Here is a 15,366-nt window from a genome sequence, read left to right as displayed (position 1 = left end):
ATTTTCTCCGTGTTACGGGACGATGGTGACATAGAAGGCGTCACCGTCGAGGACGCGGTTCATCGTGTACATGGCGTTCAATCGATTGCCTCCCTTTCCGTTGTCGGTTCCGTCGATGAGTCTGGCCGAGTAGCGCTCGTTATCCTCTCCACGCTCCTTGGTGCTCGCGAAGGGGTATTCATCGCATTCCAGGCCGGTTCCAGAGTAGTCGCCCCACACGTCCTTGCAGGTCTTGATGGCCTGATTCCTGTTGGCATCCCTCTGCGTGGTATCGGTCAGCCGGTGGAGCGGCTCCTGCGCGCCGGGGACGGTTTTACCGGGCCATGAGGGGAATGTCCGCTCCGGGAACTGCTGGGCATCGAGGATGTGGCGAGCGCTCTGGTCGACTTCGGGATCGCTCAGGCTGAGCTGGAGTTCGACGCGGGCGTCGGTGAAGACGGTGCCCTGGTACTTGCCGGCCACCGGTCCGGCGTAGTCGAAGCGGATATTGGAGTGGGCCATGTCCGGTTCGATCCAGGGTACGGCGGTCGGTGAGGTGAGGGTCATCGCCAGGGTGATCCGGCCGGCGACGATCTGTGAGTTGGCCGGGTCGTAGCCGCCGGTGTCGGGCGAGGTGTAGGTGAGGATCCACTGCGGGAGGGCCACCCATTCGGCGAGTGGAGCGCTGCGCAGGGTGTCTGTCGGTGGGGTGATGACGGGGTTGGTGCCGGAGTCTCCGAGGTTGACGGTGTCGGAGTACTGCTGGCTGAGGACCCAGGTGGCGGGGTCGTCGCCGCTGACGGAGACCGGCACGATGTTTTCGATGCTGCTCACGTAGTCCACTCGGCGTGAGCCGTCGTAGGCGAAGCCGAGGACCCACAGATCGAACGTCAGGTGGCCGAGGATCTGCTGGTTGGCATTTTTGAGGGTCAGGTTGACGGGCTGGTGCACGCAGGTCTCGAAGCGGCTCTTGACCCAGCCGGTCTGGGAGTTGGCCTCGGGGTGGTCGGCGCATTCAGCGCGGAGGTCATCGGCCTCGGCAACCAGCGCAGCAGTCGTCCGCTGTCGCGGCGCAGCGTCCGTCGCCGCTTCTGCTGTCGACGTCGGCACCAGGATGGCCACGAGGGTGGCGAAGGCGGCCAGGACTGTGGTGATCAGTCTTGGACGGACGGCGAAGCCGGGTGCTCGGCCTGCGAACTGGAGGGCGGCGCGATGGTTTTCATTGAGTCGTATCAGCTGCACATCGTCCCCCAGCAGGCGTCGAGGAGTCGGCCGGTCACTGCCGAGTAAGTGGCTCGGAAGCCGTGGAACAGGCGATCGCGCTGCTCCAGGCCGTGCGTCGAGGACGAGGACTCCACGGTCCAGACAGCGTCCGTTGAGGCGGAGCCGGAGGCCGAGAGTGCGGTTGCGGTGCTTTCCGCGGAGGTGATGTCCAACGCTTGGGCGGGCACGCCGAAGGACGCGGCCGCACGTTCCAGGATCTGCCCGCGGCTGGCGCCGGAGACGTTGGAAGCCGACGTCCGGGCTTCGTCTGTGTCCTTCGTTGCCAGCGCGGTCGCGTTGCACTTCTGCACGGTCTGAACACACTGTGCGAGTCCGGGAACGGCGGTCAGGCAGCTGTCAGGGTCCTGGGCCATGCATGCGGCGAGCGCCGTCTGGTCGACCCCGTGTCGGCGACCCGGGGCTTGTTTCATAGGGGTGTTGCGGTTTGCGAGCACTCCCGCACCCCGAGATGGGGCCCCGCGCAACGGTCGTCGCGCCCAGAGGTAGAGGTGCCCGCAAGCTCTGGCCGGCTTCGAGCAGCATCCCTCCGGACGGGGACTGCCTCGTCACCACCACGTGGCGTGCCCTGCCGCCGTGATCCCTAGTCGGTGCCGCCGAGCGCCATCCCGTCCTGGCCCAGGATGAGGACCTCGGGGCTCTCCTGCGACAGGTCATTCCTCGGCATCTCCGAGCCGCCGTTTCTCTCGCACGCATGCTTTCCCACACGGTGTGCCCCTGGACGGGAGTGAGCCACCCTCGTCCAGGGGCACGGTCCGGCAACGGAGGCTCAGTGCGCGGCGCGGCGGGCCAGCGCCCCGCGCGAGCGGGTCACCAGCGCGGCCAGCAGGGCGGCGCCGAGGGGAACGGCCACCAGGAGGGCGGCGAGTGTCTCCCAGGGGACGACGATCGGCACATACGGCGGGGCGTCACCGGCGCCGCCCCAGCCTTTGTCTAGAGCCTCCTGGTAGAAGCGCGTCTGCTCGCGCTCCTCGGTGAGCCGCAGCCCGACCGCGGGCAGGACACCGGCAGCCGAGCCGAGGATCACACCCATCGCGGCGACCACACCGCACTGGAAGCCGCTGAGCATGCGTCGCACCCGGGGCGGGGCTCCGACCGCGGCGAGCGTCTTGAGATCGGCCTCCGCGTCGGCCTGGGCGAGACCGGTGGCGATGCCGGCCGCACCGATGGTGACCAGGCCGGCGAAGACGGTCAGCGCGAGCAGGACGAGCCCGTTCTCGTCGACCCAGCCCTGCTCCACGGTCAGCTCGACGTTGCTGCCGAGCTTGGCGATCTCGGCGTCGAGCTTCTGCCGCTGCTCGGTGCTGGGCATCCGGTCGGTGCTGAAGAAGGCGCCGAGGGGGACAGTGGTCAGTCCGGCGGCCTTGGCGGCGGCGGGGCTGAGCACGCTCTGCACTCCGTAGGAGTCGGGCGAGCCGGGCACCTGGTAGGCGGGGAAGGACTTCAGCTCGCCCGGGACCGGCTTGTTCTGCTCGACGGCGCGGTCGGCGGCCTTCTGGTCGGTGATCAGCTTGATGCCGACGGTGCCGTTCCTGTCGACCTGGGGCTTGTGGAAGCTGAGGAGCTTTCCGTCGGCGAGGGCCTTGGCCGCGCCCGGGTCGTCGATGCCGAGGACCTTCAGGAGCGGGGCGTCGGCGACGAGGAGACCGCCCTCGACGTAGATGCCGTTGCCGTCGTGCGAGAGGCAGCGCCAGTCCTTGGCGAGCGCGCGCCGCTGCTCCTTGGTGTACTTCTCCGCCGGGTCGGAGCCGTCGGGGGTGCTGGCCCACAGCGGGCACTCGTTGGCCGGCGGGATGACGACCTCGAAGCGGCCACAGCCCTCGCCCTCGCCGTACGGGGCGCAGCCGGGCTTGCCGACGGCGATCCGGAACACGTCGGCGCGGACGTCGACGGGCAGCGTCCGCTGCACGGCGTCGCGGACCGCGGGGACGTCCCGGCCGCCCTCCTCGGTGACGAGCGCGGCGCCGGCCCCGTACGGCAGGCTGGCCCGGTACTCGGCCAGACTCTGGGCGTCGCGGCTCGCGGCGTACGTCGAGACGGCGACGGTGCCCGCGACGGCGGCCAGGACGGCGGCGACAGCGGGTGCCGTACGGCCCCGGTTGCGGACGGCGTCCCGCAGGGCGAGGCGCGGCGAGAGCGGCAGCCAGCGGCTGGCCCGGCCGAACAGGCCGACCAGGGCGGGCGTCATGGCGACCACACCCAGCTCGGCGATGGCCGAGCCACCCGCGACCAGGACGAACTGGTCGGATACGACCGAGCCGTACAGGGCGATGGCCGCGCCGAGCAGGACGGCGCCGAAGCCGATCAGCGGCAGCACGCGGTTGCTGCGGCGCACGCCGCGACGGCCGGTGAGGGAGGCCAGTACGGTCTGCCGGGAGGCGGTGACGGCCGGGATGATCGCGGCGAGCAGGCCGGTGAGGACGGCGAGCGCGGCGATGGCGAGCAGTTCCAGCGGCCTGACGGTGAAGCCGCCGAACCGCTGCCCCATGTAGTCCTCGAGGAGCGGCCGGAGGGCGAAGGTCAGGATCAGGGCGAGGACAATGCCGACCAGGGCAGCCGCGACGCCGATGACCAGGCCGCCGCTCAGCACGATGGCCCGGATGTGGCTGCGGGCACCGCCGTTGGCACCGACCAGGCCCAGCTGGCGGCGGGAACGACGGGCGCCGACGGCAAAGGCGGGACCGGCGAGCAGGCAGATCTCCAGCATCGCCAGGCCGACGACCGTGCCCACGGCGGCGAGCGCGGCGGCGTCGGCGCCCCCGCTGCTCTCGTAGGTGGCCCAGCCTTCCTTCTGGTAGAGCGGCACCTTGGAGTCGGCGGGCGGGTCGAGGGCCACGACGCGCGACGTGACCAGGACACCCTTGGCGTTGATCGCCTGGACCGTGTTCCACGTGAAACCACCGGCCTTCTTCACCAGGTAGGTGGTGGAGATGTCGGGCTTCGGCAGTCCGGCCTTCTCGACCGCCTTGGCGTACGGCGCGAGGAAGGCCCCCGGCAGGGCGTTGACCTGCTGTGCCGTGAGGTCGCTGGGCAACTCGTACGAGCCGCTGATCACATAGGTGCGGTCGAAGCCGCGGGCGGTGAGGGTGGAGCCGACGGACAGCCCGCTGCTCTCCAGGAACCGGGTGGTCGCGGCGATCTCGTCGTTCTTCTCGGGGAAGCGGCCCTCCTGCAGCCGCATGATGCCCCGGGCGACGGGATCGACGGCGGCCAGCTCACGGACCTCGGTCTGGAGCAGACCGTACCTGGTGGTCAGCTTGGCGCTGCCCGTGCTGTCGGTCAGCACCGTCGAACCGGCCGGGATGGTCTTGGTGACATCGGTCGGGCCGTCGGGCCAGGACGTGCCCGGCGAGTCGTAGTCCCCGGCCGGGGTGTGCTGATCGCCCTCGGGGTCCTGCAGGATGGCCACGCCGGCCGTTCGGGGGTCGGAGAAGCGAGCGTCGGCGGCGCCCAGGGTGCGCTCCATCCGCTGCGCGGGGGTGAGTTCGGCGCTGCGCAGGGTCAGGTCCAGGGCGCTCACGCCCAGAATCGGCAGCGCGATCATGGCGAGGACGAGGAAGCTGCGGCCCTTGAAGCGCCAGGCGTCACGGCGGGCGATGCGGACCGCGGCCCGCCAGGAGTGGAACCAGGTCGTCACCGCTGGGCCGCCCGGCCGGTCAGGAGCGAGTCGGCGTCGCTGCGTACGGTCTGGTCGACGACGGCGCCGTCCCGCAGGAAGACGACCCGGTCGGCCCAGGCGGCGAACCGCGGCTCGTGGGTGACCATGACGCCGGCGGCTCCGGCGTCGCAGCGGGAGCGCAGCAGGGCCAGCACGGACTCGCCGGTCTCGGAGTCGAGGGCGCCGGTGGGCTCATCGGCGAGGACGAGCCGGCGGTCGCCGACGAGGGCGCGGGCGATGGCCACGCGCTGCTGCTGGCCGCCGGACATCTCGTCGGGGAACCGGTCGGCGAGTTGGCCGAGGTCCATCTCGGCGAGGGCGGCGAGGGCCTCGGTGCGGGCCTTGCGGGCCGATATGCCGTCCAGTTCGCGGGGCAGGGCCACGTTCTCGGCGGCGGTGAGGGCCGGGATGAGGTTGTAGTCCTGAAAGACGTAGCCGATGCTGCGGCGGCGCAGGGCGGCGAGCCCCTTGATGCCGAGGACGGTGATGTCGGTGCCCTCGACGAAGACCTGCCCGGAGGTGGGGTTGTCGAGGCCGCCGGCGATGGTGAGCAGGGTGGACTTGCCGGAGCCCGACGGGCCCATGACGGCGACGAGTTCACCGGGGTGGACGTCGAGGTCGATGCCGCGCAGGGCGTGCACCTCGGTGGCGCCGGAGCCGTGGACGCGGGTCAGGTTCTGCAGACGCAGCACGGGCTGCTGCTGTGTGGACATGGTTCCCCCTCGGGCGTACGCCGGCGAACGGCCGGACATCGGTGCGACGGACGGTCGTCAGCGGCGCCGCGCGTACGGTATGGGTCTGGTCGGGTGGTTTGGAGTCTTCCGGTGCTATGGGTGGGTCGGGTGGAGCCGGTGGGCTTGGTCGGCCCTGTGGATCCGGTCGTTCGGGTGCTCAAGGCCGGTCGTGAAGGGCGGACATCACGGGCGGTGGCGTGCGGCCCCCTCTGCCCCGGCCCCCGCCGCCCGCGCCCCCGTCCTCGCCGCTCCCTCTGCCGCCCCCGGCGAGGCCGGCTCCGGCCCCGCCGCCGGGGCGGTCGCCGAGAGACGGATCAGCCGGGACTCGCAGTGGTCGAGCCAGCGCGCCTCGGCCTCGGTCTGGAAGATCAGCTGCTCCAGGACGAGGAGCCAGGCGAGGTCGTCCCGCTCACGGACCCCGTTCTTCTCCACGGCGGTGAGAGCCCGCGCCTTCAGCCGGGTGTAGTCCTGCATGGCCTTCACGGTGTGCCGGCGCTGGGACTGGATGACGTCACGAATGTCGACGCCGGGCGCCCCGACGGCCATGGCCAGCTTGATGGCCAGCTCGTCACGGGCCGGGCTGGTGCGGTCGACAGGGTTCTCGAACCAGCTGCGAAGTTCGACGCGACCGCTGTCGGTGATCGCGTAGAGCGGGTGGCCGGCCCCGTCCTCGCCGTCCTGCACGACCATGCCGTCGCGTTCGAGCCGGCTGAGCGTCGTGTAGACCTGACCCACGTTGAGCGGCCAGGTGGAGCCGGTGCGGGACTCGAACTCCGTACGGAGCTGTGAGCCGTAGCGCGGGCCGTGTTCGAGGAGGGCGAGAAGCCCGTGACGGATGGACATACCGAGTATGTATACCGAGTAAGTCCGTGTGGACAAGCGTCCTGAGGCGGACGCCGGAGGTCCGACTCAAGGGGGACCCGGGCCGTCGCGAGCCGCTCAGCGGTGGCGCATCCGCACCCCGAGGAAGCCGATGCCGAGGCCCACCGGAGCCGGCCCCACGCCCAGTGCGAACACGGGAATCCGCCGGTCGGAGAGGTCGAGGGGGCCTCGGCGCCGGTCCGGGTGAGCGGCCACCGACCGCTCCGCGGGCGACCTCTCGGCGGCCGGGGCGTCCGTCTTGGGTACCACCTCGCCCCCTCGTCCGACTCCTCGGCGGGCTCCTCCTCTGTTGCCGTTTCAGTACGAGCGTTCAGTACGAGCGGGCTTCACCGGGCTCGTGGAGGACGGCGAGCCGGAGGGGTCGGCCGGTCGGCCGGGCCGCTCCCGACCACGGTCAACAACGGTGCAACCAGTCCCTCACGCCTGCCGCCTGACAACGAATCTGCCCAGTTGAGCTGCCCTATGGCCGCGCAAGCGCCGTCGCTTCCCAAGCTGAGAGCGCGAGTTCGATTCTCGTCACCCGCTCCATGACGAAGGCCCAGGTCATCGACCCGGGCCTTATTGCTGTGCTTGGCGATCACTCGCCGCGTGCCAGATGCGCGCCGTATCAGTGACCACCTGTCCATGAACGCAGGTGAACACCCCTGCACAGTGCCCGAGGCTCCACCGGCACAGTGGGAAGGCGTGCGGTCGCCCCCGCGAGAGGGGGCGCGCGGCCGGCGCTGGCAGGTCACCTCGTGGCCATCGACGAAGCCCGGCCGTCGGTTAGGTCCCGGACGAGTCTCCGAGCCGCCCCCAGACAGGCCGGGGATGAAGCCATCCCTTCAGAGCTGGAACCCCCGGAAGCCGACCGCGCGCTTGAGACCATAGAGGCAAGCACTGACAAGCACCCGTCGGCGATCGGCCGTTGAGCGGGTGAGCGTCACCGACGGTCCCGAAGGCGGCAATATCAGACCTTCTCAACACGCACGCGTGGATGCTCGGCGGTGAGCAGTCACAGTCCGATGTCCTCCACGTCGGGGGTCAGGATCGTCACGCGGCCCGGACGCTGCAGCGCGGTCGTGCACAGCAACGTCCGGGATCGGCGCCAGGGGACGCTTGCCCGCTCCTTCGCTCTTCTCTAGTCGACCTTCACCGTGTGCAGCCGCGCTTCCGGGGGCCGGCCGGAACAGGGCCTGGAGCAGGGGGCCGTGGGCCGGGGGCGGGCCCGACAGCGCACGAGTGTGCGGTCGACTGCGTCCGAAAAAGCGGTCATCCGAACGGGTGCGCTACTTGTAGGATCAGCCGACTTTGTAGAGGCGGGTGCGACGGCTGGGGAGCCGGTGGCACCGAGTTGACGGTGCGGGTTCCGCCTCGCTTCCGGGGGAGGGTCTTCTTGACTCGTCATGCTTGTGCACGTCTGCGGCTCGTCGCCGCCTGCGTGGTCCTGTCCTTGCCGTTGGCTGTCGGTCCGGCCGCCGGGACCGCGTCGGCGGACCCCGGGGCGTACCGCGAGACCGTGATCCCCGCGACCATGCGCGTCACCCCGGGCCTCGGGCTTGTGGCGACCGTCGGCGCGTCGGGGTTCCTGCACCGGTCCACGAGCGGTGACTCCGAACTGGTGTGGACGGGCGTCGACGGCACTGACCGAAAGCTCGCGGGGACCAGCCCGCGGGCCCCGGTGGAGTACTACGGGGCGGCGTCGGACGTCGTGGCGCTGCCGCCCAGCGGCGCTACCGGCGACGTACAGCTGCGGAACATGGTCACGGACGAGACCACGACGGTCACCGTTCCGGCCGGCCAGAGGTACAGCAGGACGATCGGGACCACGGTCGTGACAGAAGGCGGCATCCGCACCGACGGCACCCGGACGGAGGTTCATCTGCTGACCGCCGAGAACGGGACCACGGTCGACCGCGCTGTGACGGGCCTTCCGGAGGGGGCGTCCCTCTCCTTCGCCCTGCGGGCCGGCGTACACGGGTTGCTCTCGTGGGCGAAGCTCCCCGGAGAAGCCTCCAGCCGGGACTTCTGGATCGACCTCGCCACCGCGCAGGCCACATATCTGCCGACAGGCACGGTGTACGGAAATTCCGTGGTGACCGCCCACCACCTGGTCACTCCCCAGGCCGGCGGCGTACGGATCTACGAGCAGGGCCGGTTCGACACGCCGGTGCGTGAGGTGTCGGTCCGCCTGGCGGACTCCAAGGTCATCGGTGTCGTCGGCGAAGCGCTGATCGTCGCCCGCCACGACTCCTCGCTCGGCGACAACGTCTTCGACGGGGCCCACTACAAGGTCGTGGCCGTCCCGTTCGACGGTTCCGGCGAGCGCGTCCTGCTCGCGCGCGCGGCGGCGGACCACGTCGTGATCCGGCCGGACGGCGGCGTCCAGCTCCTCGGTGGTCGAACCGCGCAGGAGTACGGCTACCAGGCCGTCACCGCCGGAGCGGACGGGGCGCCGTACGCGACGCTCGCGGTCCGCATCCCGCCGGTCCCCATGGCGATCCAGCGGCTGACGGTCGATCAGGGCAGGGTCAGGACACTGGAGTACGGCGATCGGCTCACCTCCGCGTACGAGCGCCCGCTCGCCGACGCCGCGCCCGGATACGGCGAGCGCGCAAGGATCGGCAGCCCGTGGTCCCCGAACTACAGGTGCTACCTCGACGAGCCGTGCCCCGAGCTGTACGCCACCGGGGACGGCCGGACCGTCTACCGCGGGTCCGTGACCACGGACGGCGGCTTGCAGCCTGCGCTGTCCGTCGTCGGCAAGGGCGGCGCATTCCCCGGCACCCCGCTCGACACGGGACTCGAGGACTCCTACGGCGCCGGCAGGAACCAGACCAGCATCGTGGGGGCGTCCGGGAACCTGCTGCTGGTCGACGGCGTTCCCGTGGGCGGCGGCCTCCGGGAACTGCGCGTCGTCGACATCGACTCCGGCAAGGTGCTGCACAGGGAGCCCGGTCGGGTGGGTGCGATCTGGGGCACCACCGTGTGGTCCGCGGCCACGGGCGCCACGGTGACGGCCAAGGACGCGCGCACCGGGACCTCGCTGACGTCCTTCGCGGTCGACACCGGGTGCACCAGCATGACCGAACTCCAGGCCGTCGGACGCCGGTTGTACTGGCGGTGCAACACCAACGCCGCTCCGTACCTGAGAGCGGGCGTCTACGACCTCCAGTCACGCAGGAGCATCCCGCTCGCGTCCCTTGGGGAGGCGTTCCTCGGCGACGGAGTCGTCGCCGTCCGAGAGGAGGAGCAGGGGCTGGTTCTCTACGGGCTGGAGACCGGTACGGCCGTCCGGCGGTGGTCGACCGACGCCGCGGGGCTCGTGGCGCTCGACCCGCGCAGCGGCGACCTCGCCTACTCCAGGGACCAGTCCGTCCACGTCCTGCGCACCGGCCGGCCCGAAGCGGCCCTGGTCTCGCCCTACCGGAACGTCGCCTCGCGGGTGGAGACGGACGCGACTCCGGTCTCCTGGAGCGCGGAGTGGTGGCTGTCCGAGCCGGCGGCCTCCTGGAAGGTGGAGATCCGGCACCGGGCCACGGGCCGCGTGGTGGCCACCCGCACCGGTGGGGCGGCCGAGTACGCGATCGCCACGACGTGGGACGGCCGTGGCACGACCGGCGGACTGCTTTCCAACGGCTCGTACACCTGGACGCTGACGGCCCGGCCGGCGAACGGGCCGGGTGCGGCGCTGGTGCAGTCCGCCACGGTCCGGCTGACGGGTGGCACGGCGGTGCGGCGGGACCACGCCGGCGGCTCGGCGCTGCCCGACGGCGTCGGTGACCTGCTGACGCTGGACTCCACGGGGGCGCTCGCCTTCCAGCAGGGCGACGGAGCCGGGAAGTTCGCCGGGACGGTGTCGGGGAGCGGATGGTCCGCGTCGGTCAGGGCGGTGCCCGTCGGCGACCTCGACGGCGACCGGTGCAACGACGTCCTCGTCCGGCTGAGCACCGGCGCCCTGCGCCTCTACAAGCCCGCGTGCGGGGCGGCGCTGAAGTCGACGACTCCGTACACGACGGTCGCGTCGGGCGGCTTCCAGCAGTTCGACGTCCTGACCTCACCCGGTGACGTGAACAAGGACGGCCGCCCGGACCTGATCGCCCGCAATCCCTCCACGGGCAAGGTCTACCTCTACAGGGGCACCAGCACCGGCCGGCTGGCCGCCCCCGTGAAGCTCTACGACGACTGGCGCTCGTACAAGAAGGTCGTCGGCGTCGGCGATCTCAACGGTGACGGGATCGGGGATCTTCTCGCGCAGGACACCTCCAACAATCTGTACCGCTTCCTCGGCAGAGGGAACGGCACCTTCTCCGCCCGCGTGAAGCTCTTCGCCGGCTGGGGCGGGACCTACGACGCGGTCGTCGGCGCCGGCGACATCACCGGTGACGGCAAGGCCGACCTCGTCGCCCGCGACACCGGCGGCAACCTGTACCGGCAGAACGGCACCGGTTCCGGCGCCTTCGGCGCGCGCGTGAAGATCGGCGCCGGCTGGCAGAAGTACAAGGGCGTCTTCTAGCCGAAGCCGTGACCGGAAGGTTCACCGGATCGCCGGACCGTTGCGGTCACGGACCCCGCGAGCTGCGGTCCGGTGGCGGAGGTCGATGGCGGGCAGGGCGGCGGGGAGGTCCGCCCGGTAGGGGATGAGGCCGAAGCGGCGGTGCCTGACCGTGGCCGCCACCGTCACGTGGGCCTGCACGGGCGCGCCGGCAGTGGCCTCGACGATCACGGTGAAGGTCTCGTCGCCGATCAGGGGGTGCCGGCTCGTCGCCTGGACGCGCCACCCCGGGTCGCTGTCCCCCTGCCAGCCGTCCAGCGAAGCGGCGAAAGCCGCCAGGCAGGGGAGGCTGTCGTCCCCGATCCGCCCCTGTGCGTCACGGCTGACCCGTCGGTGCAGCGGGTCCGCGACGACGGCCTGTCGTAGGGCGGCGACATGAAGGGCCGCGATCGCGGGTTCCCCCGCCGGCGTGTGAGGTGCAAGCTGGAAGGGAGGCCGCCTTCCGGTTCCGGGAGTGGGCTCGGGACACGCGGTCTCGCCACTTCCGAGTGGGCCCCTTCGGGCTCGGCAGGAGGGAAGCGAGATGACAGAGCAGGTCACCACCGGCACACGTTGGCGCCTGGCCGGTGACTGGTTCGACGTGTGCAAGTGCGCCATACCGTGCCCCTGCACGTTCGCGCAGCCCCCGACCTACGGCGACTGCGAAGGCGTGCTGGTCTGGCACATCCGGGAGGGCGGCTTCGGCGACGTGCGACTCGACGGTCTCAACGTCCTGATGCTCGCCTCCTTCGTCGGCAGTCCCTGGGCCGGCACGCACACCGACCCCTACGCCGCGGTCTTCCTCGACGAGCGCGCCGACGAGCGGCAGCGCGGTGCACTGGGAGCGATCTTCGGCGGTGAGGCGGGCGGATGGCCGGCGCAGTTCGGGGCGATGTTCCACCCCGAGATGCGCGGCATGGACGTCGCCCCCATCCACGTGGAGATCGACGAGGACCTCGCCGCCTGGCGGGCGGAGATTCCCGGCCGGGTCACGGCCGCCGCCGAGGCGCTCACCGGCCCGACGACTCCGGACGGTGCCCGAGTCCAGGTCCACAACGCCCCGGGCGCCGAGGTCGGCCCCGGCCAGGTCGCCACCTGGGGACGGGCCACCGCCGACCGCGCCGACGCGTTCGGCTTCTCCTGGGAGCGCTCGGGGAAGTCGAGCAAGCACTTCACCTTCGACTGGAGCGGACCTGAGTGAGGCGGCTGGAGCGGACCTGAGTGAGGCGGAGCCGGCGCGCGTCCCCGGCCACTGCGGCCGGTAGCGGCTGATCTTGCGCGACCCACCGCCGTGGGGGCCGGCGGCTCGAGGAGACGAGTGCGTCACATGCCGTCCATCGAGGGCGTCGGCGCCTGCAGCCCGGGCAGCAGCCAGTCCTGGAACGGCGCGAGCACGGCGAGGACGAGGAACGCGACGCCCACGAGGCGGCCGAGCAGCGCGCCACGGGACCACAGCTTCTCCACGAAGATCACCACGGCCAGCAGGGCCATCGCCGCCACGTTCATCATCCCGAGCGGGATCAGGACGACCATCAGTCCCGCGCAGCAGCCGACGCAGTAGGCGCCGTGGTGGCAGCCGACCCGGAGATCGCGGGCCGGCCGCCGGAACCCCGCGTAGCGCACGAGGTGAGCCATGGGGTCGCGGCAGTGGCGCAGACAGACGTTCTTGAGGGGGCCGAGCTGATACAGGCCCGCCAGCAGGAAGGCGGCCGCGCCGATCCAGCGCCCCGCGGTCGGATGGTCGTCCACCAGGCCGCCGGTGAAGGCCAGGGCGGCGTAGGCGAGCAGTCCGAACGCGGTCCACACCAGCAGATAGCCGCACACGAACCCGGCGGTGCGCCCGGTCCGCGTCCAGCCGGAGGACTGCCGGCCGATGCCACGCACCCAGGTGAGGGCCACCGGCGCCATGGACGGCAGCATCATGGCCGCCATCATCGTCACCCACAGCAGCAGGAACAGCGGCAGCGCCATTCCCATCGTGCCGGCCTCGACCCCCATGTCCCGCGACTGCGCGATCGTGAGCGCCCAGGCGGGCACCGCGATCAGGACGACCACGAGCCAGGCGACCGCGAGATCCCGCGCCGGCGACAGGCCGCCGCCCGCTCCGGTCGGCGCGGGCGACCGGGCGGGTGCGAAGACGGAACTCCGGATGGGACGCATCGGCGTGTACTCCTGCGGATACCTCCAGGACAGCACGCATCCCCGCGCGACGCGACCTCGCGCGAGAGAGTCCGGGGCCGCGCCCTCGCGGGTGGCGCCGTGGGGGACGCGGGTGATGCCGGCTCCGCCGCCGGGCCGGGTGGAGTTCGTCTCCGCGGGGTCGGCCTCGCCCGGCGTGGGCGCGGGCGGGAGGATGGGCGGCATGCGTATCCGCATCGACGCCGTCGACCTGCCCGGCCTCACCCGCCCCGCCTCCGCCGACGGCAGAACGCCCGCCTACGCCAACATCCATGTCGCCGTGCAGCGCCGGGACCGTCCGGCCGAACTCCTCGACCCGCACCCCGGCGACGCGTCGTCCGCGACCTGGACCCTCGAGTGCACCACGAGCGCCACACCGGCCGGCACCGAGGTCGTGGGGCCGTATGTGCAGCACCGCCTGGGCCGGCGGTTCGTCTACCTGTCGTGGGGGACGGTCGACGAGGCAGGCGTCTTCACCATGTTCCGCCGCGCCAAGCTCATGCTCGACGCCGTCCCCGCCGACGTCCTCGCCGCCGCGGCACGCGAAGGGCTGCTGGTCGGACGGCTCGGCCTGACCGACGCGCAGGGCGGGCCGCTGTGCGCACGGGTCGAGCCTCCGCAGATCGTCTGGACCGCCGCATCCGCCGGCCAGGGGGCCTCCTAGGACGTGTCCGCGCCGGTGTTCTCCGGCGCGCGGCCAGCCGGCGCCGCCGACCAGGACGCTTGGAGGGGACGAGGCGGCCCCGGCTGCCGCTGGTGCGGAACGGCTTCCCGTGGTCGTCGATCCGGGGACGCGACGCGATGGCCCAGGAGAAGGCCCTGAACCTGCCGAACGGCGGTGTCTTCAGCAGCGCCGCCACCGTCATCTGCCGGCCGGACAGCGCGGCGGACGCCCTGGCCCGGTAGCCGCCCGGCGCCGATCGCCCTCGCCACCCGGGGAGCGATCGCCGTGCCCGTCCTCCGGCGGGCGATCTTGTCCGGGCGCGCGGACAATGAGCGCGAGGGATCACGTCGCGCGCTCCGGGACCGCCGGAGCGGGTCCCGGGCGCGGTGCTCCGCACTCGCCCCACCAGCGAAGGGCTGATCGTGATGTCCGACGAGAGAGCCGAACGCATCGCGGATTTCATCCGGCCGCTCCGCGTGGAACCGGGGTCGCACGTGCGCCTGCACCGGGACTTCGACCCTCGGGACAAGCACGGCCTGAAGAAGCGGGACGGGGCCGAGCTGCTGCGGACCGGGGTGTCGTTGCTGGCCGAGTACCAGGACCGGCTGGCCGCCCAGGACGCGTACGGCGTGCTGATGTGTCTGCAGGCTCTCGACGCGGGCGGCAAGGACGGCACCATCCGCCATGTGATGAGCGGCGTCAATCCGCAGGGCGTCCGGGTCAGCAGCTTCAAGGTGCCCTCCGCCGAGGAGCTCGATCACGACTACCTGTGGCGTTACGCCCGGCGGCTGCCCTCCCGCGGCGAGATCGCCATCTTCAACCGCTCGCACTACGAGGAGGTTCTCGTCGTGCGCGTCCATCCGGAGATCCTCGACCGTCAGAAGCTGCCGGACGGCGCGCGCGGGAAGAACCTGTGGAAGCGGCGCTACCGCGAGATCAACCACTGGGAGCGCCACCTCACGGACAACGGGTTCAAGGTCGTGAAGATCTTCCTGAACCTGTCGAAGGAGGAGCAGCGCACCCGCTTCCTGAAACGGATCGACCTGCCGGAGAAGAACTGGAAGTTCTCCGCCGCCGACGTCCGGGAGCGGCGCCGGTGGGACGACTACCAGCACGCGTTCTCGGAGATGCTGTCGGCCACGAGTACGCCGTGGGCGCCGTGGTACGTGGTGCCGGCGGACCGGAAGTGGTTCGCGCGCATCTGCGCGGCGGCGATCCTCGTGCACACCCTGATGGACATCGACCCCCGGTACCCCGACGTGGGGGAAGAGGCGCGCGGGCAACTGCTCGCCACCAGACGGGAGCTGGAGCGGGAGGCCCCCGCCGGAGCGCCGGCCGATCCGTACGCCGAACGGCATCCGCCGGCGGGGAGGAAGCACGGCGGACGGCACGGCAGGACACACAGGAGAAAGCACGGCAGGAAGCACGGCAGGAAGCACGGCTAGGGCTTGTCGCACCAGCGAACGACCGGCCCGGA

13 protein-coding genes and 1 pseudogene are annotated in these 15,366 nt (G+C 71.5%); 5 read left to right on the top strand and 9 right to left on the bottom strand.

What is annotated here, in order from left to right:
- Window positions 1–12 precede the first annotated feature (12 nt).
- The 7 genes and pseudogenes from ACN6LD_RS01790 to ACN6LD_RS01760 form a co-directional block, all read right to left on the bottom strand.
- Window positions 13–1,221 carry a NucA/NucB deoxyribonuclease domain-containing protein gene (locus ACN6LD_RS01790; RefSeq protein ID WP_445042330.1) on the bottom strand — a complete coding sequence of 403 codons (1,209 nt, stop codon included), beginning with the start codon at window positions 1,219–1,221 and terminating at the stop codon, window positions 13–15.
- The gene (locus ACN6LD_RS01785) at window positions 1,212–1,553 is read right to left on the bottom strand and encodes a hypothetical protein (RefSeq protein WP_445042329.1); all 342 of its coding nucleotides are present in this window, start codon (window positions 1,551–1,553) and stop codon (window positions 1,212–1,214) included. The genes ACN6LD_RS01790 and ACN6LD_RS01785 overlap by 10 nt, the downstream gene beginning before the upstream one ends.
- A 296-nt stretch (window positions 1,554–1,849) precedes the next feature.
- Window positions 1,850–1,927, bottom strand: a pseudogene (locus ACN6LD_RS01780) (DUF2587 domain-containing protein); the annotation flags it as partial.
- Window positions 1,928–2,029: 102 nt separating this feature from the next.
- A complete protein-coding gene (locus ACN6LD_RS01775) occupies window positions 2,030–4,897 on the bottom strand; it encodes an ABC transporter permease (protein WP_445042328.1) in 2,868 nt (955 codons plus the stop codon).
- Complete coding sequence (locus ACN6LD_RS01770; RefSeq protein WP_319197916.1) at window positions 4,894–5,631, bottom strand: ABC transporter ATP-binding protein; 738 nt, start codon at window positions 5,629–5,631, stop codon at window positions 4,894–4,896. Before ACN6LD_RS01770 ends, ACN6LD_RS01775 begins: the two co-directional genes overlap by 4 nt.
- Before the next feature lie 204 nt (window positions 5,632–5,835).
- A complete protein-coding gene (locus ACN6LD_RS01765) occupies window positions 5,836–6,495 on the bottom strand; it encodes a PadR family transcriptional regulator (RefSeq protein WP_445042327.1) in 660 nt (219 codons plus the stop codon).
- 96 nt (window positions 6,496–6,591) lie between these two features.
- The gene (locus ACN6LD_RS01760; RefSeq protein WP_445042326.1) at window positions 6,592–6,783 is read right to left on the bottom strand and encodes a hypothetical protein; all 192 of its coding nucleotides are present in this window, start codon (window positions 6,781–6,783) and stop codon (window positions 6,592–6,594) included.
- Window positions 6,784–7,909: 1,126 nt separating this feature from the next.
- Here ACN6LD_RS01760 and ACN6LD_RS01755 point away from each other — a divergent pair.
- Entirely contained in the window at window positions 7,910–11,029 is a 3,120-nt protein-coding gene (locus tag ACN6LD_RS01755) for an FG-GAP-like repeat-containing protein (RefSeq protein WP_445042325.1), read from the top strand.
- A 21-nt stretch (window positions 11,030–11,050) separates the two neighbouring features.
- Here the strand turns inward: ACN6LD_RS01755 and ACN6LD_RS01750 are convergent, their stop codons facing one another.
- Window positions 11,051–11,239, bottom strand: a complete 189-nt coding sequence (locus ACN6LD_RS01750) for a hypothetical protein (RefSeq protein WP_445042324.1) — start codon at window positions 11,237–11,239, stop codon at window positions 11,051–11,053.
- A gap of 352 nt (window positions 11,240–11,591) precedes the next feature.
- Between ACN6LD_RS01750 and ACN6LD_RS01745 the strand changes: the two genes are divergently transcribed.
- Entirely contained in the window at window positions 11,592–12,248 is a 657-nt protein-coding gene (locus ACN6LD_RS01745; protein ID WP_445042323.1) for a DUF1326 domain-containing protein, read from the top strand.
- 122 nt (window positions 12,249–12,370) lie between these two features.
- On the opposite strand, the gene ACN6LD_RS01740 is transcribed toward ACN6LD_RS01745, so the two are convergent.
- On the bottom strand, window positions 12,371–13,207 hold the full coding sequence (locus ACN6LD_RS01740) for a DUF2182 domain-containing protein (protein WP_445042472.1): 837 nt from the start codon (window positions 13,205–13,207) through the stop codon (window positions 12,371–12,373).
- Between the two features lie 202 nt (window positions 13,208–13,409).
- On the opposite strand from ACN6LD_RS01740, the gene ACN6LD_RS01735 reads away from it, so the two are divergent.
- The 3 genes from ACN6LD_RS01735 to ACN6LD_RS01725 all read left to right on the top strand — a co-directional run bounded on the left by ACN6LD_RS01735 (window position 13,410) and on the right by ACN6LD_RS01725 (window position 15,334).
- Window positions 13,410–13,889, top strand: coding sequence for a DUF5990 family protein (locus ACN6LD_RS01735; protein ID WP_319190685.1), 480 nt, complete (start codon window positions 13,410–13,412; stop codon window positions 13,887–13,889).
- Window positions 13,890–13,948: 59 nt separating this feature from the next.
- Entirely contained in the window at window positions 13,949–14,131 is a 183-nt protein-coding gene (locus ACN6LD_RS01730) for a hypothetical protein (protein ID WP_445042322.1), read from the top strand.
- A 183-nt stretch (window positions 14,132–14,314) separates the two neighbouring features.
- Entirely contained in the window at window positions 14,315–15,334 is a 1,020-nt protein-coding gene (locus tag ACN6LD_RS01725; RefSeq protein WP_445042321.1) for a polyphosphate kinase 2 family protein, read from the top strand.
- Window positions 15,335–15,366: the final 32 nt, after the last annotated feature.

The sequence above is a fragment of the Streptomyces sp. SAS_272 genome (assembly GCF_052543235.1).
This window is presented reverse-complemented; position numbering and strand designations above follow the sequence as displayed.

Excerpts from the sequence above, each read along its gene's own strand:
- ACN6LD_RS01770 (WP_319197916.1), bottom strand. The coding sequence starts at position 5,631 with ATGTCCACACAGCAGCAGCCCGTGCTGCGTCTGCAGAACCTGACCCGC.
- ACN6LD_RS01765 (WP_445042327.1), bottom strand. The coding sequence starts at position 6,495 with ATGTCCATCCGTCACGGGCTTCTCGCCCTCCTCGAACACGGCCCGCGC.
- ACN6LD_RS01745 (WP_445042323.1), top strand. The coding sequence starts at position 11,592 with ATGACAGAGCAGGTCACCACCGGCACACGTTGGCGCCTGGCCGGTGAC.
- ACN6LD_RS01740 (WP_445042472.1), bottom strand. The coding sequence starts at position 13,207 with ATGCGTCCCATCCGGAGTTCCGTCTTCGCACCCGCCCGGTCGCCCGCG.
- ACN6LD_RS01735 (WP_319190685.1), top strand. The coding sequence starts at position 13,410 with ATGCGTATCCGCATCGACGCCGTCGACCTGCCCGGCCTCACCCGCCCC.
- ACN6LD_RS01725 (WP_445042321.1), top strand. The coding sequence starts at position 14,315 with ATGTCCGACGAGAGAGCCGAACGCATCGCGGATTTCATCCGGCCGCTC.